The 17954-nt window shown below is 68.4% G+C and carries 20 protein-coding genes; 13 read left to right on the forward strand and 7 right to left on the reverse strand.

Annotated features, from left to right (window positions below; all coding sequences use genetic code 11):
- Nucleotides 1-72: 72 nt before the first annotated feature.
- Both ER13_RS04710 and ER13_RS04715 read right to left on the reverse strand, forming a co-directional pair.
- On the reverse strand, nt 73-1854 hold the full coding sequence (locus tag ER13_RS04710) for a DUF4153 domain-containing protein (RefSeq protein ID WP_052004881.1): 1782 nt from the start codon (nt 1852-1854) through the stop codon (nt 73-75).
- Nucleotides 1855-1930: 76 nt separating this feature from the next.
- A complete protein-coding gene (locus ER13_RS04715; protein ID WP_035307099.1) occupies nt 1931-2416 on the reverse strand; it encodes a DUF1203 domain-containing protein in 486 nt (161 codons plus the stop codon).
- A 103-nt stretch (nt 2417-2519) separates the two neighbouring features.
- Here ER13_RS04715 and ER13_RS04720 point away from each other — a divergent pair, with 103 nt between their 5' ends.
- From ER13_RS04720 to ER13_RS04755, 8 genes are all read left to right on the forward strand, one after another.
- Nucleotides 2520-4328, forward strand: coding sequence for a M3 family oligoendopeptidase (locus tag ER13_RS04720; protein WP_035307102.1), 1809 nt, complete (start codon nt 2520-2522; stop codon nt 4326-4328).
- A gap of 63 nt (nt 4329-4391) precedes the next feature.
- Complete coding sequence (locus ER13_RS04725; protein WP_035307105.1) at nt 4392-4664, forward strand: aa3-type cytochrome c oxidase subunit IV; 273 nt, start codon at nt 4392-4394, stop codon at nt 4662-4664.
- A gap of 94 nt (nt 4665-4758) precedes the next feature.
- Entirely contained in the window at nt 4759-5892 is a 1134-nt protein-coding gene (locus tag ER13_RS04730) for a Re/Si-specific NAD(P)(+) transhydrogenase subunit alpha (RefSeq protein WP_035307107.1), read from the forward strand.
- Entirely contained in the window at nt 5889-6122 is a 234-nt protein-coding gene (locus tag ER13_RS04735; protein ID WP_035307109.1) for a hypothetical protein, read from the forward strand. Before ER13_RS04730 ends, ER13_RS04735 begins: the two co-directional genes overlap by 4 nt.
- A gap of 2 nt (nt 6123-6124) precedes the next feature.
- A complete protein-coding gene (locus ER13_RS04740) occupies nt 6125-6460 on the forward strand; it encodes an NAD(P) transhydrogenase subunit alpha (protein WP_035307110.1) in 336 nt (111 codons plus the stop codon).
- Nucleotides 6457-6723, forward strand: a complete 267-nt coding sequence (locus ER13_RS04745; protein ID WP_035307111.1) for a hypothetical protein — start codon at nt 6457-6459, stop codon at nt 6721-6723. Before ER13_RS04740 ends, ER13_RS04745 begins: the two co-directional genes overlap by 4 nt.
- 13 nt (nt 6724-6736) lie before the next feature.
- On the forward strand, nt 6737-8158 hold the full coding sequence (locus ER13_RS04750; protein WP_035307114.1) for an NAD(P)(+) transhydrogenase (Re/Si-specific) subunit beta: 1422 nt from the start codon (nt 6737-6739) through the stop codon (nt 8156-8158).
- A 172-nt stretch (nt 8159-8330) separates the two neighbouring features.
- Nucleotides 8331-9440, forward strand: a complete 1110-nt coding sequence (locus ER13_RS04755) for an acyltransferase (RefSeq protein ID WP_035307119.1) — start codon at nt 8331-8333, stop codon at nt 9438-9440.
- Between the two features lie 16 nt (nt 9441-9456).
- Here ER13_RS04755 and ER13_RS04760 read toward each other — a convergent pair whose 3' ends face one another.
- The gene (locus tag ER13_RS04760; RefSeq protein WP_035307121.1) at nt 9457-9681 is read right to left on the reverse strand and encodes a hypothetical protein; all 225 of its coding nucleotides are present in this window, start codon (nt 9679-9681) and stop codon (nt 9457-9459) included.
- A 93-nt stretch (nt 9682-9774) separates the two neighbouring features.
- Between ER13_RS04760 and ER13_RS04765 the strand changes: the two genes are divergently transcribed.
- The 3 genes from ER13_RS04765 to ER13_RS04775 all read left to right on the forward strand — a co-directional run bounded on the left by ER13_RS04765 (nt 9775) and on the right by ER13_RS04775 (nt 13180).
- Nucleotides 9775-10764, forward strand: coding sequence for a YafY family protein (locus ER13_RS04765; protein WP_035307124.1), 990 nt, complete (start codon nt 9775-9777; stop codon nt 10762-10764).
- Nucleotides 10765-10829: 65 nt separating this feature from the next.
- Entirely contained in the window at nt 10830-12278 is a 1449-nt protein-coding gene (locus ER13_RS04770; RefSeq protein WP_035307143.1) for a hypothetical protein, read from the forward strand.
- A gap of 71 nt (nt 12279-12349) precedes the next feature.
- On the forward strand, nt 12350-13180 hold the full coding sequence (locus tag ER13_RS04775; RefSeq protein ID WP_035307127.1) for a universal stress protein: 831 nt from the start codon (nt 12350-12352) through the stop codon (nt 13178-13180).
- A 4-nt stretch (nt 13181-13184) separates the two neighbouring features.
- Here the strand turns inward: ER13_RS04775 and ER13_RS04780 are convergent, their stop codons facing one another.
- Genes ER13_RS04780 through ER13_RS04790 form a run of 3 tightly spaced genes read right to left on the reverse strand, consistent with a single transcriptional unit; the run spans nt 13185 to nt 15268 of the window.
- On the reverse strand, nt 13185-13457 hold the full coding sequence (locus ER13_RS04780) for a type II toxin-antitoxin system RelE/ParE family toxin (RefSeq protein WP_035307130.1): 273 nt from the start codon (nt 13455-13457) through the stop codon (nt 13185-13187).
- Nucleotides 13454-13801 (reverse strand): hypothetical protein, encoded by a 348-nt coding sequence (locus ER13_RS04785; RefSeq protein WP_035307132.1) that lies wholly within the window; start codon nt 13799-13801, stop codon nt 13454-13456. Before ER13_RS04785 ends, ER13_RS04780 begins: the two co-directional genes overlap by 4 nt.
- Nucleotides 13802-13837: 36 nt before the next feature.
- Nucleotides 13838-15268: a short-chain fatty acyl-CoA regulator family protein gene (locus ER13_RS04790; RefSeq protein ID WP_008264176.1), complete on the reverse strand. Its 1431-nt coding sequence runs from the start codon at nt 15266-15268 to the stop codon at nt 13838-13840.
- Between the two features lie 155 nt (nt 15269-15423).
- Between ER13_RS04790 and aceA the strand changes: the two genes are divergently transcribed.
- Together aceA and ER13_RS04800 are read left to right on the forward strand one after the other, a co-directional pair.
- On the forward strand, nt 15424-16704 hold the full coding sequence (gene aceA / locus ER13_RS04795; protein WP_008264350.1) for an isocitrate lyase: 1281 nt from the start codon (nt 15424-15426) through the stop codon (nt 16702-16704).
- Between the two features lie 30 nt (nt 16705-16734).
- Nucleotides 16735-16944, forward strand: coding sequence for a hypothetical protein (locus tag ER13_RS04800; RefSeq protein WP_008262023.1), 210 nt, complete (start codon nt 16735-16737; stop codon nt 16942-16944).
- Nucleotides 16945-17011: 67 nt separating this feature from the next.
- Here the strand turns inward: ER13_RS04800 and ER13_RS18615 are convergent.
- On the reverse strand, nt 17012-17954 hold a 943-nt coding region (locus tag ER13_RS18615; protein ID WP_035307134.1), incomplete at its 5' end, for a hypothetical protein.

A 17954-nucleotide genomic window follows, 5' to 3' on the forward strand; every position in this document is an offset into this window, starting at 1 on the left:
ACTGGCCCGTTTCGGGACGATTTCTAGGGGGACGAGGTGAAAATCGGGTGAGAGGGCGTGGTGACCGGGACGTTAACCGGGTGACGCCGTCGCGCACCGAATCTGCGGCTGGGCCTTCAGCGTCTGATCGCCCACGACCAGGTCCGGCAGGCTGGCGGGGGCGACGGTCACAGCCTCTGCGAAGGCCTTGGGCAGGTCGTTCGGCGATACCTTCCCGCACATGACGCTGTAGGATCCGGTTTGCGACCATTGCCCCCCGGCGTCCTGGGCGAAAGCCATGATGGACCCCGGCGCCGCCAGCAGAACCTCGACCCGGCCGTCGCCGTCCAGGTCCAGGGTGCGCAGGCGGCAGGGCGCCTCGCTGTTGCAGGTGTACATCAGGGCGTCCTGGCGACCCAGCTGGGCGGTGAAGCTGGGCGGGGTCGTCTGGCCGTCGACCGGCTGGATCCGGATGCCCGCCAGCCGTTCGTTCCGGTCCTGGATAGAATAGGCCTCGCGATCTACGCGCACGCGGGCCGCCCGCGCCAGCTCGGCGATCTCCGCGTCCGGCGACTGTATCAACCGATCAAGCGCAGCCAGCCCCGCCTTGCCGCTGTCGAAGCGCAGGAAGTCATAGTCGAAATCCTTGGCCGCCACGGCCCCGCGCTCCAGCCGCGCGACCTGGTCCTTCGCCGACAGTCGCGCCGGGTCGGCCAGGGGGCTGAACAGGGCCAGGATGACCGCGACCGACAGGACGGCGGCGGCGACATTTGTGCGTTCCAGCGGCTTCATCCAGGGGCCGGGGCGCACGGCGGCGAACAGATAACCCAGGCCATAGACCGCGCCGATCACAGCGCAGGCCGTGGCGATGATCCGATCCGGCGTCAGCCCGTGCTGGCCGATGCGCAGGGCCAGGCCCCAGAAGGCCAGGCCAACCAGGGGCGCGATCAGAGCCGAGGCGACCCGGACGCCGTAGCGCAGCACCACCGGGGGGCGATGGTCGGGGCGTCCGTCCTGATAGGCGGTGTTGATCAGCACGATCAGGGCCGCTGCCGCAGACAGCACCAGGGCCGTCGCGCTGCCCGTCTGCCACAGGCCGTCCAGGCCGGTGAAGGGCAGGGCCAGCAGGAAGCCGCCGACCAGCACCGTGATGACCAGCAGCAGCCAGGACAACAGCATCAGGGCCACGGTCCGCACGCCCCGGATCAGACCGTCGCGCACATCGGTCAGATGCACCGCCGTGGCGAAGGCCAAGCCGGTCAGCGGCAGGGAGAACCAGCTTTCTTGCAGCAGGTCGCTGAGAAAGCTCAGCCCGATGATCTTGAACAGGCTGGCCCCGAGCAGAAGCAGCAGCCAGAAGGCGCCGGCGAAGCCGACCGACAGCACCCCCTGCACCCCCGCCATCCAGGCGGCGTCGAAATAGGCCGGGTAGGAGGCCGCCAGCCGGCGCTCGCGGTCTGCCGGCACGACCAGATGATGGGCGATGAACAGGGCCGCCGCCGCGAAGACGAACAGGGGGAAGGTCGCCTCGCGGGCGCCGTCGGCCTGACGGGCGATGTCGTGCCAGGCCAGCAGGGCCAGCACCAAACCTGCGATCAGGCTCCAGACCACATAGACCCACAGCCTCAGCTTGCCGACGCCGGACAGCAGGACGGCGGGCAGGAACAGGGCGGTCAGCAGGGCCGGCGCGAACAGGTCGGGATGGCGCTGCGACCAGCTGGCGCTGTCGCCCTCGGTGGCGCGCAGCAGCAGGTACAGGACGATCCCCTGCACCAGGCCGACCGTCAGCCGCACGATGGCGATCCGGCGGCGGTCGCCGTCCGGCGTGGTCCCGCCCCAGCCCGTGCCGAGAATATTCGCCGCTTCGGTGGTCATGACGCGCCCTTTTGCCCGGCTCGGCGCCCGAGTGGGCGACCGACCTGGGCGCGCCATCTAACCGGAGAGGGGGCGGTCAGGGAAGCGTAGCCTCGATCCGACACGCCCGCGCCAGATAACAGCCGCGCGGGGCGAAATGGATGTGGATCTGGTTCAGCGTCGGATGGTCGAACGCCTCGGCCAGCCGCGCGTCCAGATCGGCGCCGTCGATCACCAGCCCCTCGATCATCATGTTGCGCCGGTCATAGAGGCGCAGCGACAGCGGCCTTTTGGTCAGCATCTCCGGCGCCGGTCCGGTGATCGGCGTCTGTTCCACCGCCAACTCGCGCACGAAAATCGGTCCCGAGGCGCGATAGGGCGAGGTCGGGTCGGTCAGATGGGCGTGATTGACCAGCACCAGCGCCTCGCCGGCGTCGGCGTCGCGCAGGCTGACCCGGCAGGGCGCGCGGCCGGGGGCGTCGGCGACCCACCGGCGCGCGCCGACCGCGGCTAAGTCTTTATCGGACATGGCGAAATAGGGCGCGAAGGGCGCCAGGGGCAGGGCTTCGATGCGATAGGTCATGGTGAATCTCCAGATTGAGGTCTTTCCTTGCGACGTTCGGTTCTCGCCGTCTGGCGGCTTGCGGCCGTTGCATCGCGCCCGCGCCGCCCCCACAAAGGCGGGCATGAACGCCCCCTTCAAAGCCCTCTCCCAGTCCGACCCTGCGGAAGCCCCTCTGTGGGACCTGACCGACCTCTATGGTTCGCGCGACGACGCCCGGATCGCCGCCGACCTGGATCGGGCGCGCGCCCTGGTGGACGAGATGAACGGCCTGCAAGGCCGGCTGGCGGGGCAGGGCGGCGATCCGGCTTCGTTGGGCGCGGCGCTGGATCGGGCGATCAGCCTGTATGAACAGGCGTCGGACGTGCTGGGCGCCCTGGGCGCCTACGCCTTCCTGGCGGCCTCGACGGCGCGCGACGATGCGGGCGCTCAGGGGTTCGAGGCCGATGTGCGCGAGAAGATCACCGCCATCGCCACCCCGACCGTCTGGCTGACGCTGGAGATCAACCAGATCGACGACGCCGCGCTGGAGGCCGCGCTTCAGGCCCACGCAGGCGCATCGCGCTGGCGGCCGTGGCTGCGGCGGGTGCGGGCGATGAAGCCGCACGAACTGTCCAGCGAGCTGGAGACCTTCATCGCCGAACGCGGCCCGATCACGGCCCAGTGGCCGCGCCTGTTCGACGAACAGCTGGCGGCGCTCCGGGCGAAGGCGGGCAATGAAAGCCTGACCCTGGCCGAGGCCCTGAACCGGCTGTCGGACGCCAAGCCCGCGCGGCGCAAGGCGGCCGCCGAGGGCCTGTCGGAGGCCTTGGCCGCTCGCGCCCCGACCCTGGCCCTGGTGCTGAACACGGTCGCCGCCGACAAGGCGATGGAGGATCGCTGGCGCGGCTTCAAACGCCCCGCCGACAGCCGCCACCTCGCCAATGAGGTCGACGGCGAGGCGGTGGACGCCATGGCCGAGGCCGTCGCCGCCGCCTATCCGCAGCTGTCGCACCGCTATTATGCGCTGAAGGCCAAGGCCATGGGCAAGGCGCGGCTGGACCACTGGGACCGCAACGCCCCGATCGAGACCACCGCCCCGCGCGCCTTCACCTGGAGCCAGGGGCGCGAGATCGTTCTGGACAGTTTCTCGGACCTGGGCGGCGAGTTTGCGGAACGGGCCGCCGGCTTCTTCGACAAGCCGTGGATCGACGGCCGCGCCCGGCCGGGCAAACAGTCGGGCGCCTACGCCCACCCGGTCACCGCCGACCGCCACCCCTATGTCTTCCTCAACTGGATGGGCGAGCGGCGCGACGTCCTGACCCTGGCCCACGAACTGGGCCACGGGGTGCACCAGACCCTGGCGGCGGACCAGGGCACTCTGTTGGCCGACACTCCCCTGACCCTGGCCGAGACCGCCTCCATCTTCGCCGAGGGTCTGACCTTCGATCGTCTGCTGGCGACAGCGCCGAAACGCGAGCAGCGCGGTCTGCTGGCCGGGCGGATCGAGGACGGGCTGAACACGGTGGTGCGCCAGATCGCCTTCCACCGGTTCGAGACCCGCTTCCACGACGAGCGGCAGAAGGGCGAGGTCTCGCAGCAGCGGATCAATGAGCTGTGGCTGACCGAGATGGGCGCCTCGCTGGGGCCGGCGGTGACGCTAAACCCCGGCTATGAGCACTGGTGGGCCTATGTCAGCCACTTCGTTCACTCGCCCTTCTACGTCTACGCCTACGCCTTCGGCGACCTGCTGGTGGCGGCGTTGATGGAGGCGCGGCGGGCCGATCCGACGGGCTTCACCCCCCTGTACCGCGACCTGCTGGCCGGGGGCGGGGCTAAGACCTATGTCGAGGCGCTGAAGCCCTTCGGCCTCAATCCGCGCGATCCGGCCTTCTGGAGCGTGGGCTGCAAGCGGCTGGAACGTCTGGTGGATCAGTTCGAAGCGCTGGGGTGAGAGGCTGGCGCCCGGCTGAACCCGCGCTATAGTCGCCTCAACGACAAGACCGAGGGAGTTCTCATGGCCGACGCTCACAATCCCGCCACCGCCGAGGCAGACGCCGACGCGACCGCCTATGTCCGGGGCGGGATGCAGATCAATGAACAGGCGGCGACCTTCAAGCTGTTCATGGATCTGGCCAAATGGGGCTCGTTGGCCGTGGCCTGCCTGCTGCTGTTCCTGACCCTGTGGTTCCATCCGGGCGGCAACCTGATGGCGGCCCTGGCCGGCGCAGTGGTGCTGGGGGGCGTCGGCTTCTTCGCCCTGAAGCCCAAGGCCGACGCGGGCCACTGAGCCCCCGTCCGCAACGATGCAATAACGACGCGCTTTGACGGCGTCTTCGGAACCGGCCTAGTCTCGCGTCCCATACAGGAACAAGGGGATTCGCTTGGCCGTCGCTATCGCCGCCACCCGTGAACGTCGCGAAGGCGAGACGCGCTGCGCCGTCACGCCCGAGACGGTCAAGAAGCTGATCGCCCTGGGCGCGACCGTCACGGTCGAGGCCGGGACCGGCCTGGGCTCCTCCATTCCCGACGCCGACTACGCCGCCGCCGGCGCGGCGGTGAAGCCCGACACCCGCGCGGTGCTGGACGGCGCCGACATCGTGCTGAAGGTGCGCGGCCCGACGGCCCAGGAGACCAGCGCGCTCAAGCCCGGCGCCATCGTCATCGCCATGCTGGACGCCTGGCGAGACAATGCCACGGTCGAGGCCCTGACCGGCGCCAACGCCACCGCCTTCGCCATGGAGTTCGTGCCCCGCATCACCCGCGCCCAGGTCATGGACGTCCTGTCGTCCCAGGCCAATCTGGCCGGCTATCGCGCGGTGATCGAGGCGGCCTACGCCTATGGCAAGGGTTTCCCGATGATGATGACGGCGGCCGGCACGGTCGCCGCCGCCAAATGTTTCGTCATGGGCGTGGGCGTGGCGGGCCTCCAGGCCATCGCCACGGCGCGGCGTCTGGGCGCCGTCGTCACCGCCACCGACGTCCGTCCCGCCACCAAGGAACAGGTCGAGAGCCTGGGCGCCAAATTCCTGGCCGTCGAGGACGAGGAGTTCAAGAACGCCCAGACCGCCGGCGGCTACGCCAAGCCCATGTCGTCCGAGTATCAGGCCAAACAGGCCGAACTGACCGCCAGCCATGTGGTCAAGCAGGACATCGTCATCACCACCGCCCTGATCCCCGGCCGCGCCGCGCCGGTGCTGCTGACGGCGGCCCATGTGGCCTCGATGAAGCCGGGCTCGGTCATCGTCGATCTGGCGGTCGAGGCGGGCGGCAATGTCGAGGGCTCGAAGCTGAACGAGGTGGTGACCACCCCGAACGGCGTCACCATCGTCGGCTGGTCCAACCTGCCCGGCCGCATCGCCGCCGACGCCAGCGCTTTGTATGCCCGGAACCTGACGGCCTTCGTGGGGCTGATGATCAAGGACGGGGTTCTGGCCGTGGATCTGGAGGACGAGATCCTGAAGGCGGCCGTGGTGACGAACGGCGGGGCCGTGGTGCATGAGGGGGTGAGGGGATGATTACAGGCCGTTTGCGCAATGCTCTTTCGATCTTCTCATTGATCGTGATCTTCGGTGGAGCCTTGTTCTGCCTTATCCTGCTGATCTTCGGCTTCATTCAGGACACCTCGGGTCCCGCGTTCGGCAGGGCGCTTACCAATGTCGGTCCGATCTTTTTCGGTAGCGTCATTAATGGCGGAGTCCTGCGACTTCTCATCAGCATTGATGCTCGGTTGGAGCAGAAAGCCTGACCATGGAACACGTCGATCCCACCGTCTTCCGCCTGGCCATCTTCGTCCTGGCCATCTTCGTCGGCTATTATGTCGTCTGGAGCGTGACCCCGGCCCTGCACACGCCGCTGATGGCCGTGACCAATGCGGTGTCCAGCGTCATCATCGTCGGCGGCCTGATCGCGGCGGCGGCCGTGTCGGGCGATGCGACCGGCCCCAGCGCCTGGATCGCCAAGGGCGCGGGGGTGGCGGCCGTGACCCTGGCCAGCGTCAACATCTTCGGCGGCTTCATGGTCACCCGGCGGATGCTGGCCATGTACAAGAAGAAGGAGCGGCCGGCTCCCAAGGGCGCGGCATGATCGATCCCGCGCAGATCGCCATAACCGGTTCATGGATCGCCACCGGCGTCGGCTTCGGCCTGTGGCTGTACGGCTGGTTCGGGACGAAACTGCCGCTGAAGCGTCAGCGGCTGCACGACTGCGGCATCGCCCTGGTCTTCTCGGCCATACTGGTCCGGGTCGTGAGCCAGGAGCGGCCGCTGGGTGTTTTTGAATGGGCCCTGTTCTTCATCGGCCCGTTGTTCATCGCCGCCGCCCTGTGGCGGCTGGCGCGCACGTCTTGAGGGGAGGGGCGTGATGAACGCATCGTTGGCCGCACTGGCCTATCTGGTTTCCGGCGTCCTGTTCATCCTGTCGCTGCGCGGCCTGTCCAGCCCCGAGACCAGCCGCCAGGGCAACACCTTCGGCATGATCGGCATGGCCCTGGCCATCGGCGTGACCCTGCTGACCCTGGGAACCACCGGGGCGCTGGACGCCGTCACCCTGGCCCTGATCGCGGGCGGGGTCATCGTTGGCGGCGGGACCGGCGCCCTGATCGCGCGGCGCGTCGCCATGACCGACATGCCCCAGTTGGTCGCCGCCTTCCACAGTCTGGTCGGCATGGCCGCCTGCCTGGTCGCCATCGGCGCCGTCTATGCGCCCGAGGCCTTCGGAATTCTGTCCGAGGACGGCACGGGTATCAAAACCCTGTCGATCATCGAACTGAGCCTGGGCGTCGCCATCGGGGCCATCACCTTCACCGGCTCGGTCATCGCCTTCGCCAAGCTGAACGGCAACATGAGCGGAGCGCCCATCATCCTGCCGGCGCGGCACCTGATCAATGTCGGCCTGGGTCTGGGCCTGGTCTTCCTGATCGGCATTCTGATCGGCACCGGCGGGGCGGCGACCTGGGCCTTCTGGGGCGTTTTCCTGATCGCCCTGGTGCTGGGCGCGACCCTGATCGTCCCCATCGGCGGCGCCGACATGCCGGTGGTGGTGTCGATGCTGAACTCCTATTCCGGCTGGGCGGCGGCGGCCTTGGGCTTCACGCTGGAGAACATCGCCCTGATCATCACCGGCGCCCTGGTCGGCAGTTCCGGCGCGATCCTGAGCTACATCATGTGCAAGGGCATGAACCGCAGCTTCATCAGCGTGATCCTGGGCGGCTTCGGCGGCGCGGACGCGGCGGCCGGTCCGGCCGGCGCCAAGGAGACCCGGCCCGTCAAACAGGGCTCGGCCGAGGACGCCGCCTTCATCATGAAGAACGCGTCCAAGGTCATCATCGTGCCCGGCTACGGCATGGCCGTGGCCCAGGCCCAGCATGCGCTGCGTGAAATGGCCGACAAGCTGAAGGAGGAGGGGGTCGAGGTGAAATACGCCATCCACCCCGTCGCCGGCCGCATGCCGGGCCATATGAACGTCCTGCTGGCCGAGGCCAACGTCCCCTATGACGAGGTGTTCGAGCTGGAGGACATCAACGCCGAGTTCGCCACCGCCGACGTCGCCTTCGTCATCGGCGCCAACGACGTCACCAACCCCGCCGCCAAGACCGACCCCCAGTCGCCGATCTACGGCATGCCGATCCTGGACGTGGAAAAGGCCGGGACCGTGCTGTTCATCAAGCGCGGCATGGGCTCGGGCTATGCGGGCGTCGAGAACGAGCTGTTCTTCCGCGACAACACCATGATGCTGTTCGCCGACGCCAAGAAGATGGTCGAGGGGATCGTGAAGGCGCTGTGAGGCTCCACTGTCGTCATCCTGGGTAAGAGGCCCAGGATGACGGGTTGAGAGCACAGCTTCATGTCCGCCATCCGGTGAAGCAGGGCAGATGAAGCAAAGGGCGCGCTGCTCATCCTCTCACCAACCGCCGAAACCCCTATCGCCCGAGCTTGACCGGCGCTATCACGCGTCCGTGAACGCGCTGTCCAAACCCGCTCCCGTCGCCCATCGCCGTTTCGAGGCGCTCGATTCCCTGCGCGGGGTGTGCGCCATCCTGGTCGTCATGTTCCACATGCCGGTCGCCAGCCACTGGCGGACCTGGGACTTCATCCAGCACGCCTATCTGTTCGTCGATTATTTCTTCGTCCTGTCGGGCTTCGTCATCGCCCATGCCTATGCCGAGCGGCTGAAGACTGGGGCGGACGCCGGGCGGTTCATGGTGCGGCGGTTCGGGCGGATCTGGCCGATGCACGTGCTGATGCTGGCGGCCTATGTCGGCCTGGAGCTGGCGCGGCTGGCCTTCCATTTCGACGGGGCGGCGCCGTTTACCGGGGACCGGTCGGTGGGGGCCATCTTCACCAATCTGGCCCTGATCCAGGCCTGGCATGTCCATCCGCATCTGACCTGGAACGGCCCGTCGTGGACGCTGAGCGCGGAATGGGCCTGTTATCTGATCTTCGCCGGCCTGGTGCTGGTGGCGCCCAAGCGGTTTCGCTGGATCGGCCTTGTGCTCGCGATCATCGGCGGCGTTCTGGTGGTCAGCTACGCCCGGCGCTGGATGAACACCACCTATGACTTCGCCGTGCCGCGCGCGGTCTACGGCTTCTTCCTGGGCTGCCTGTTACAGGGCCTATGGATGAACATCCCGCGCCTGAAGGGCCTGGCGGCCACGGGGCTGGAGATCGCGGCCGTCGTCGCCGTATGCCTCTTTGTGGCCTGGGCCGAGGGGCCGGTGACGGTGGCCGTCACCCTGGTCTTCGTCGTTTTGGTCTGGGTGTTCGCGGGCGAGGAGGGACGGGTGTCGCGCCTGCTGGATCATCCGGCGCTCGTGACCCTGGGGCGCTGGTCCTTCTCCATCTACATGGTCCACATGTTCATCCTGACCGTGATGCTGATCATCGCGCGCAAGCTGGACTGGATGCCGGGCGGGCGGCGCGTCGATTTTGGCTCGGTCTGGCTGAACGACCTGTTCGCGCTCGGCCTGTTCGGCTTCATCGTCGTGGTCGCGGTCGTGGCGCACAATCGGGTCGAACGCCCGGCCCAGCGCCTGATCGACCGCTGGACCAAGCCCAAGGCGGCCTGAACCCTAGAGGCCGCGTTCAGGCCGCCATCAGCCAGGGCGTTTCCGCCGGGTCCGACCGCGCCTCGTCCCACAGGGCGTCCTCGTCCGAATAGCGGGCGATGGCGGCGGCGGAGATGACGTCCACCACCTGTTCCTCCAGCCGATCCCAGATAACGGCCAGGTCCGACGAGCCGTCGGCCTCGCACGGCACGATCAGATAGCGGTTGGCGTTGACGGCGGTGTTCGGTTGGAAGCGAGCCATTTGAAGATCTCCTGAAGCGGTCGGCCTCTTGTCGATGATGGTGTTATGGCGCACTGTTGCGTCAGAAACGGACGTATCATTTCAGGAGCGGCGGTGAGACACGACAAGGCGGCCATGGTGATCGACCTGGCGCGGCGCATGGCCGCCAGCGCCGAAGGCCTGACCATCGACGAGATGGCGCGCGACATGCGCGTCGGCCGCCGCACCGCCGAACGGATGCGTGACGCCGTCCTCATGCTGTTCCCCCAGGTGGAGGAGGTGTCGGATCCGCCGTCGAAACGCTGGCGCATTCGCGGCGGCCTGTCCGCCTTCGAACAGGCGCCGACCGCGACCGAGATGCTGGAACTGGCCAAGGCGGCCTCGGCCCTGCGCGCCGCCGGCGAACCGGCCCGTGCGGCGGCGCTGGAGGCGCTGGAGCGCAAGCTGAAGGCGGCGATGCGCTCTACGACCCTGAACCGTATGGCCCCGGACCTGGAGGCCCTGGTTCGGGCCGAGACCATCGCCGTTCAGGCCGGCCCGCGCCCGTCGGCGGACGAGGGGTTGCTGACCGCCATTCGCGGGGCGGTGCTGGCGCAGCAGCCACTGGGCTTCACCTATTCCCGACCGGGCGCCGAGCCGCGCAGGCGGACCGTCGCCCCCTGCGGCGTCATGTTCGGCCGGGCCAACTATCTGGTCGCCGCCGACCGCGAGACCGGCCGTATCCAGACCTTCCGCCTGGACCGGATGAGCAGCGTCGCCCCGCAGGACGGGGTGGCGGTTCCGCCCGCCGATTTCGACCTGGGCGTCTTCGCCAGCCAGTCCTTCGGCATCTATCAGGACGAGATCGAGGACGTGGTGCTGCGCATCGCCCCCGAAGGTGCGGCCGAGGCGAAGAGCTGGCGCTGGCACCCGACCCAGTCGTTCGAGGATCAGGCGGATGGCGCCGTCATCGTGCGGTTCCGCGCCTCGGGCATGCGCGAACTGGCCTGGCACCTGTTCACCTGGGGCGAACAGGCCATGATCCTGGCGCCCGAGCGGCTTAAGGCCGTCATGGCCGGGGAACTGGCGGCGGCCGGGCGCGCTCTGGACGCGGCTCGCGGATGACGAAGGCTTAAGGTGACGCTGTCGCCGGCCCTCGCTATCGCAGGCCTGACCTGTTGGAGAACTTCATGCGTCTGAAGACGGCCCTCATATGCGCCGCCCTTGTCGGCTTTTCGACCGTTGCGGCCTGCGCTTCGCCCGCCGTCGTCGCGTCGCAAGACCAGAGCATGGCCGGAGACGGCCGCGTCGACGTGTCGGTCGAACGCAACGGTGATCGCTGGACGGCGGAGTATGTGCTGGATCGTGACGCCCCGGCCTGGGCCTTCTTCCGGTCGGCTCTGCTGCGCGAGAGCCGTCAGCCTTGGCGTCCGGCCTGGTGGCGGGTGGAGACACCGGGCGTCGTGCTGGAGCGGATCGGCGATTACGACGTGCTGCGCTCGACCGACGGCGGCCCTGTGCCGCGCAATGTCCGCATCGCCATGACGCCGCGCCCCGGCGATCTGGAGGCTGAATATGATCCGGCCCTGGTGTTCTCGGACGGGACGGTGGCGCTGTTCTCAGGTCAGTTCGACGTCATCCCGCTGGAGTCCACCGCCGCCGCCCGCGCCCTGCCGCGCGACCTGAACGGCGTCGATGTGCCCGGCGGCCCGGCCAGCGTGACCTGGCGTGACCGCGCCGGCCCGGTGCTGTTCAAGGGCGAGCGCGCGCCCCAGGTCACGGCCGTTGACGCCCAGACCTATGTCCTGTTCGGCGACGCCACGACCCGCCGGGGCGAAGGGATCACCACCGTCATCGATCCCGGTCTGCCGCGCTGGCTGGGCGATGAACTGGCCGGCTTCACACCCCGCGTCATGGCCTATTACGCCCAGCGCCTGGGTCGGGCTCAGGGCGAGGCGCCGACCCTGATGGTCAGCTGGACCGGCCCGACCAGATCCCTGTCCAGCATGGGCGGCAGCGTTCTGCCGGGTCTGATCTCGATGAATTTCGAAGGGGAGGGGGTGCTGGACCCCGACGCCCAGGCCCTCGCCCGCGCCCACTGGTTCATCGGTCACGAAGCGGCGCATTTCTGGCTGGGCTCTCAGGGGCTGAAATACCAGTACGCCCGCGAGGCCTGGATCACCGAGGGCGGGGCCGACCTGATGGCGGTGCGCGCTTTGAAAGCCATCGACCCCGCCTATGACGACCGGGCGGAACTGCAGCGCGAGGTGGACGACTGCGTCACCCTGGCGGCGGGCAAGCCCGTGGCCTCTGCCGGCGACCGGGGCGACAACCGCGCCTATTACGCCTGCGGCGCCGTCTGGGGCCTGGTCATCGAAGCGGCGGAACGACGCGCGGGCGGCGGCGACTTCTTCGACGTGGTCGCCGATTTTCAGCGCCGCGACAATGATGACGGGGTGTTGAGCCGCGACGAATGGCTGGGCGCCCTGACCCGCCTGTCGCGCGACCCCACCCTGGCCAACGACATCTCGACCATGCTGGACCAGGGCGTCGCCAACCCTTCCGCCGTCATCGCCCGCCTGTTCCAGCGCACCGGCGTCGCCTTCCGCCTCGACAACGGCCGGGTGATCCTGATCTGACGGTTTGACGCGGATCAAGGCGGGACGGGGCCGAAGGGCGCATCCAGACTCCGGCAACAAGGAGCACCGCCATGACCTATGCGAGCCTGATGGTCTATGTGGATGACGAGGCCGACAATGTCGCGCGGATCGGTTTCGCGCGCGATCTCGCCGCCATTCACGACGCGACCCTGATCGGGATCTCCGTCAGCGAGCCCGAGCCGCCGCTGGTCGACGCCTATGTCGCCGGGGGAATGGCCGGTGAAATCCTGGCCCTGCGCCGGGACCAGGCCGACGGCGAACTGTCCGCCGCCAAGGCCCGTTTCCTCGAAGCCATGAAGGACACCGGCATAGATCACGAATGGCGGGCGGAGACGGGCTATCCCGCCTCCTGTGTCGCACGCCATGCGCGGGCGGCCGACCTGATTTTGGTGGGGCGTGACGCCGGGCGTCTGCCCTATCGTGCGCCGGACGCGGGCGACCTGATCATTAACATCGGCCGGCCTGTCCTGGTCGCGCCGCCCCGGGCCTCGGCCGCGCCGGTCGACGGGGTCGTCCTGGTGGCGTGGAAGGAAGGGCGCGAGGCTCAGCGCGCCGCCGCCGCCGCCTTGCCGCTGATGAAACAGGCGCGCGAGGTCAAGGTGGTCGAGATCTGCGCCTCGGCCGACGCGGCCGCCGCCGCCGCGCGGGTCGCCGACGTCGCCGCCTGGCTGCGCCGCCACGGCGTCGTCGCCGAAAGCGAGGCCAAGGTGCGCGACGAACGCCCCGCCGGCGACCGCATCCTGGCCCTTGTCGAACAGACCGGCGCCAATCTGATCGTCGCCGGCGCCTGGGGCCATTCCCGAATGCGGGAGTGGGTGCTGGGCGGCGTCACCCAGGCCCTGCTGAACCGCAGCCAGTCCTGGCTGCTGCTGAGCCACTGAGGCTTCAGCGCGCTTCGAGGGCGTGGAAGATGCGGGCGACGACAATCAGGTCCGCATCGACCCGGTATTGGACGACGTAGCCGCTGGCGCCGAAGGGGATGTAGAGGTGGCGTAGACCGTCCAGTTCGATCCCGATCATCGGGGTCTCCGCCAGCTGGCCTATGGACCGGGTGATGGTATGGCCTGCTCGTCGGGCGGCGTTTGGATTGACGCCCCGCAGAAAGCCGATGACCCGTCGGCGATCCTGAATCGCATCAAGCGAAAGCCGTATCTTCAAGCCTTGGCCTTCAACATGGCCTCGATCTCAGCCTCGAAATCCGCCGCCCAGTCCTCGAACTCGATGAACTTGCCGGTGCGGTCGTACTCAGTCAGCCGACGTTTGGCCTCGGTGGTGTCGTAAGGCGTGGCCGGAGGCCAAGGCTCTGGGCTGTCCACGACGAAGGCAGCATCTTTCTCTCGAACTTCGAAGTCGCCGGAGGGGGCGTCACGCCCGCTCGCGAGCGCCTTGTCCAGGACAGCGAGGGCATAGGCCTCGGGCGTTATCCCCGCCGCGCGCGCAGCGGCCTTGAGCCGTTCAAGCGCCGCGTCGGTCAGGGGCAGGGTCAGGACGTGATCGGCCATGACTCAACCATGTCACAACTATGAGTGGTTGTGAACTCACATCGCCGCGAACGGGTACGGGCTGACCGATTTGGACCAGTCGTCCACGGCCAGCGGCCGGTCGATGGGCGCCGCAGCGCGTTCGGCGCAGGGATGGCGGTGGCACAGGCGGCAGGCCGGACCGATGGGCGTGACCTCGGGCCGTTCCAGATCCAGGCCGTGGGCGTAGGCCAGACGGGGGGCGTGGCGCAGTTCGCAGCCCAGGCCGACGGCCAGGTCGTGGGCGTCGCCATAGCCGTCCTGGCCCTGGCGTTCGACCGTGCGGGCGAAGGTGAACCAGCGCCCGCCATCCGGCGTCTCGATGATCTGGGTGATGATCCGGCCCGGCGTACGGAAGGCCGAGTGCAGCCGCCAGCGCGGGCAGGCGCCGCCGAAGCGGGAGAAGGGAAAGGCGCCGGCGGCATAGCGTTTGGAGATATTGCCCGCCTGATCGACCCGCATCAGGAAGAAGGGCACGCCCCGCGCCGTCGGCCGCGACAGGGTGGTCAACCGATGCGCCGCCTGTTCATAGCTGACCCCGAACCGGGCCTGGAGCCGCGCCAGATCATATCCGGTCTCTTCCGCCGTGCGCTGGAAGGCGGCATAGGGCATCAGGATCGCGGCGGCGAGGGTATTGGTCAGGGCCACCTTCAGCAGGGATCGCGTCGGGCCGTCCGGGGCGTTCGCAGCCTGGACCATGGCGTTCAGGGCCGGGCCCTGCTCGGCCAGGGCCAGTTGATAGGCGATGGCGAAGGCGCGCGACGACGGGCCCAGGGCCTCGGACAGCAGCAGGCGGCGGCGGTGCAGATCGTAGCGGCGGGTCCATTCCACCATGACCTCGGCCGGCAGGGTGCGGACGCCCAGATCGTGTTTCGCCGCCAGCCGCTGGCGCGCGGCGGGTTCGAAACCGTCGGCGTGGGCCGGCGCCTCGGCCGCCAGGGCCTCGGCCAGGGCCTCGCCCATCTGGTCCAGTTCGGGGAAGTGGTTGCCGCGCGACTGGATATATTCGCGAACCCATTCGGCCGGGCTGGTGTCCACCAGGCCTTCGCCGTTCTCGGCGGCGGCGCGGGCCCGGGCGCGGCCGTCGTCAAAGGCCTGGTACAGGCGCAGCATGGCGTCCGCGACGCCGGGCGCCTCTTCCAGCAACTGCACCAGTTCGTGACGGGGCAGGGACAGGCCCGCGAACAGAGGGTCGGCCAGAACCTCGCCCAGCCGTGCCTCGTCCGCCGCCCCGCCCTGGTTCAGGCTGCGCAAATCGACGTCATAGGTCTCAGCCAATCGCAGCAGCAGTTGGGCCGAAACGGGCCGCTGATTGCGTTCTATGTGGTTGAGATAGCTGGGCGAAACGCCCAGGTCGGCCGCCATGGCCGTCTGAGTCAGAGCCAGGTCGCGCCGCAGCCGCTTCAGCCGGGCGCCGAGGAAAAGCTTGCGATCGGCGGCGATTTCCATGGTCGGAGAATGTCACATTATGACTGATATGCAAAGTCATGATATGACAAACTGACATCAATACGGGCTTAGACACTGTGTCATTCGTGACTTCAGCGTGTTCTTGTCTCCGAGACGGCGGCTGCGGCCGCGCCATTCAGAGACCGAGTTCGACCATGACCACCTTCGCCGACCTGGTTCCTTCGCCCGCCGGCCGTTTCGACGGCATCGAGCGTCCCTATACCCCTGAGGACGTTCTGCGCCTGCGCGGCTCCGTGCCGATCACCCACACCCTGGCCGAGCGCGGCGCCAACCGTCTGTGGCAGTTGCTGCACGACGAGCCCTTCATCAACGCCTTGGGCGCCGTCACCGGCAACCAGGCCATGCAGATGGTCCGCGCCGGTCTGAAGGCCATCTATCTGTCAGGCTGGCAGGTCGCGGCCGACGCCAACACCGCTTCGGCCATGTATCCGGACCAGTCGCTGTACCCGGCCAACGCCGCGCCGGAACTGTGCCGCCGCATCAACCGCACCCTGCAGCGCGCCGACCAGATCGAGCACGCCGAGGGCGGCGCCAAGCGCGACTGGTTCGCCCCGATCGTCGCCGATGCGGAAGCCGGCTTCGGCGGCCCGCTGAACAGCTTCGAGATCATGAAGGCCTTCATCGAGGCGGGCGCCGCCGGCGTCCACTTCGAGGATCAGCTGGCGTCCGAGAAGAAGTGCGGCCACCTGGGCGGCAAGGTCCTGATCCCGACCCAGGCGCATGAACGCAATCTGGTCGCCGCCCGTCTGGCCGCCGACGTCATGGGCACGCCGACCATCACGGTCGCCCGCACCGACGCCGAAAGCGCCCAGTTGATCACCTCGGACATCGACGAGCGCGATCAGCCCTTCATCGACCGCGAAAACCGCACCCCCGAGGGCTTCTTCCGCCTGAAGGAGGGCACGGGCCTGGATCATTGCATCGCGCGCGGCCTGTCGTACGCGAACATCGCCGACCTGCTGTGGTGGGAGACCTCCCACCCGGATCTGGACGACGCCAAGAAGTTCGCCGAGGCGATCCAGAAGAAGCATCCGGGCAAGCTGATGGCCTACAACTGCTCGCCCTCCTTCAACTGGAAGGCCAAGCTGGACGACGCCACCATCGCCAAGTTCCAGCGCGAGCTGGGGGCCATGGGCTACAAGTTCCAGTTCGTGACCCTGGCCGGCTTCCACGCCTTGAACAACTCGATGTTCGAGCTGGCGGACGGCTATCGCGATCGCGGCATGGCGGCCTATTCCGAACTGCAGCAGCGCGAGTTCGCCAACGAGGCCGCCGGCTACACCGCCACGCGTCACCAGCGCGAAGTCGGCACCGGCTATTTCGATCAGGTCGCCACGGTCATCTCCAACGGCACGTCCTCGACGACGGCGCTGAAGGACTCGACCGAGACGGCCCAGTTCACCCACGCGGCTTAAGGCCCCCTCAGCTCAAGGAAAGGAACCTCCATGGAACCGCTGACCCGAACCGAAGCCATTATCGACTTCTGCCTGGCGCCCCTGGCGCTCGACACAGGCACCGAGGCCGAACGCGAGGTGCGCCGTCGCATGACCCATGTGCTTCGAACCTATCAGGCCAAGGTCGCCAAGCCGATCGCCGTGGACTTCTCGTCCATGCCGTCCCAGGTGATCAACGAGGCCGCGCACGGCTACGAATAGGCCGTCCCGCGCAAGGAAAAGGCCCGCTCCGATCGCTCGGGGCGGGCCTTCGTCCGTCTGAACGGGTTTAGCGCGACGAAGACGGCGAGGTGTTCAGCGAGGCCGTCGGCGACGGCGCGGGCGTCTGCGTCAGGGTGACCGAAACCGGCGAAACCGCGGCGGGGGGCGTGCTGGTTTCTTCGGGATCGCCGACCGTGATCGAGGTCGTGAGCACCGCCTGGGTGGTGCAGGTGGCCAGGTCGCGTGCGACGTGACGGCCCAGGCAGAACATGTCCTCATAGGCGGGGCGCGAGGCGGCCAGGCACTGGAACAGCATCAGTTTGGACATGTTCAGGCAGAATTCGCTGTTCGTCTCGACCACCAGGGCGTCGGTATTGGCCCGGGCCTCGTCGCCGGCGGCCCCGAGAGCGGCCAGGGCGGCGATGGCCAGCGACCGCGTCAGGGCCGGCGTATAGGGCGGCGCCTTGCGCGACGCCTCGACCGACAGGCCCTGGCCGGTGTTGGCGGCCGTGAACAGACGGCTCGATTCATCGCCGGAAGGCAGCATGGTCGCCGCCGACAGGGTCTTGGCGCCCTCCAGCCGAACTTCGCGGTTGGGCACGTGGGTGACGGCCCAGCGACGGCGCGGATCGTTGCGTTCCTGAACCGTATAGGCGTCGGCCTCAACGGCCTCGGCGATGGCGCGCATCGCGACGGCGTCCTTGCCGATGGTGGCGGTGATCAGGCCCGCCGCAGCGTCGGCGCCGGGCAGGGTGGCGGCATAGGCCGGATCGGCGACGATCTGGGCGATCATCTGCTGGCGCTGGACGGGATCGGCGGCGAACTGGCGCACCCCGGCCACGAACTCGGGCGACTGAAGCGCGATGATCGAGCCGTAGGCGATCAGGCCGCGCGACAACTGGGCCGGCTCATACGAGGCGCCCTTGCGGATGGCGGCCTGGATGGATTCGGCGTCCGGGAAGCCGCCCGGCTGGATGGTCTCGGCCTCCCGCAGGAAGGCGACATAGATC

Source organism: Brevundimonas sp. EAKA (assembly GCF_000698025.1).
GTDB lineage: Bacteria > Pseudomonadota > Alphaproteobacteria > Caulobacterales > Caulobacteraceae > Brevundimonas > Brevundimonas mediterranea_A.

What these genes read in the sequence shown, in the direction of transcription:
- ER13_RS04710 (WP_052004881.1), bottom strand. Translation starts at nt 1,854, where the DNA reads ATGACCACCGAAGCGGCGAATATTCTCGGCACGGGCTGGGGCGGGACC.
- ER13_RS04715 (WP_035307099.1), bottom strand. Translation starts at nt 2,416, where the DNA reads ATGACCTATCGCATCGAAGCCCTGCCCCTGGCGCCCTTCGCGCCCTAT.
- ER13_RS04720 (WP_035307102.1), top strand. Translation starts at nt 2,520, where the DNA reads ATGAACGCCCCCTTCAAAGCCCTCTCCCAGTCCGACCCTGCGGAAGCC.
- ER13_RS04725 (WP_035307105.1), top strand. Translation starts at nt 4,392, where the DNA reads ATGGCCGACGCTCACAATCCCGCCACCGCCGAGGCAGACGCCGACGCG.
- ER13_RS04735 (WP_035307109.1), top strand. Translation starts at nt 5,889, where the DNA reads ATGATTACAGGCCGTTTGCGCAATGCTCTTTCGATCTTCTCATTGATC.
- ER13_RS04740 (WP_035307110.1), top strand. Translation starts at nt 6,125, where the DNA reads ATGGAACACGTCGATCCCACCGTCTTCCGCCTGGCCATCTTCGTCCTG.
- ER13_RS04745 (WP_035307111.1), top strand. Translation starts at nt 6,457, where the DNA reads ATGATCGATCCCGCGCAGATCGCCATAACCGGTTCATGGATCGCCACC.
- ER13_RS04750 (WP_035307114.1), top strand. Translation starts at nt 6,737, where the DNA reads ATGAACGCATCGTTGGCCGCACTGGCCTATCTGGTTTCCGGCGTCCTG.
- ER13_RS04760 (WP_035307121.1), bottom strand. Translation starts at nt 9,681, where the DNA reads ATGGCTCGCTTCCAACCGAACACCGCCGTCAACGCCAACCGCTATCTG.
- ER13_RS04770 (WP_035307143.1), top strand. Translation starts at nt 10,830, where the DNA reads ATGCGTCTGAAGACGGCCCTCATATGCGCCGCCCTTGTCGGCTTTTCG.
- ER13_RS04775 (WP_035307127.1), top strand. Translation starts at nt 12,350, where the DNA reads ATGACCTATGCGAGCCTGATGGTCTATGTGGATGACGAGGCCGACAAT.
- ER13_RS04785 (WP_035307132.1), bottom strand. Translation starts at nt 13,801, where the DNA reads ATGGCCGATCACGTCCTGACCCTGCCCCTGACCGACGCGGCGCTTGAA.
- ER13_RS04790 (WP_008264176.1), bottom strand. Translation starts at nt 15,268, where the DNA reads ATGGAAATCGCCGCCGATCGCAAGCTTTTCCTCGGCGCCCGGCTGAAG.
- aceA (WP_008264350.1), top strand. Translation starts at nt 15,424, where the DNA reads ATGACCACCTTCGCCGACCTGGTTCCTTCGCCCGCCGGCCGTTTCGAC.
- ER13_RS04800 (WP_008262023.1), top strand. Translation starts at nt 16,735, where the DNA reads ATGGAACCGCTGACCCGAACCGAAGCCATTATCGACTTCTGCCTGGCG.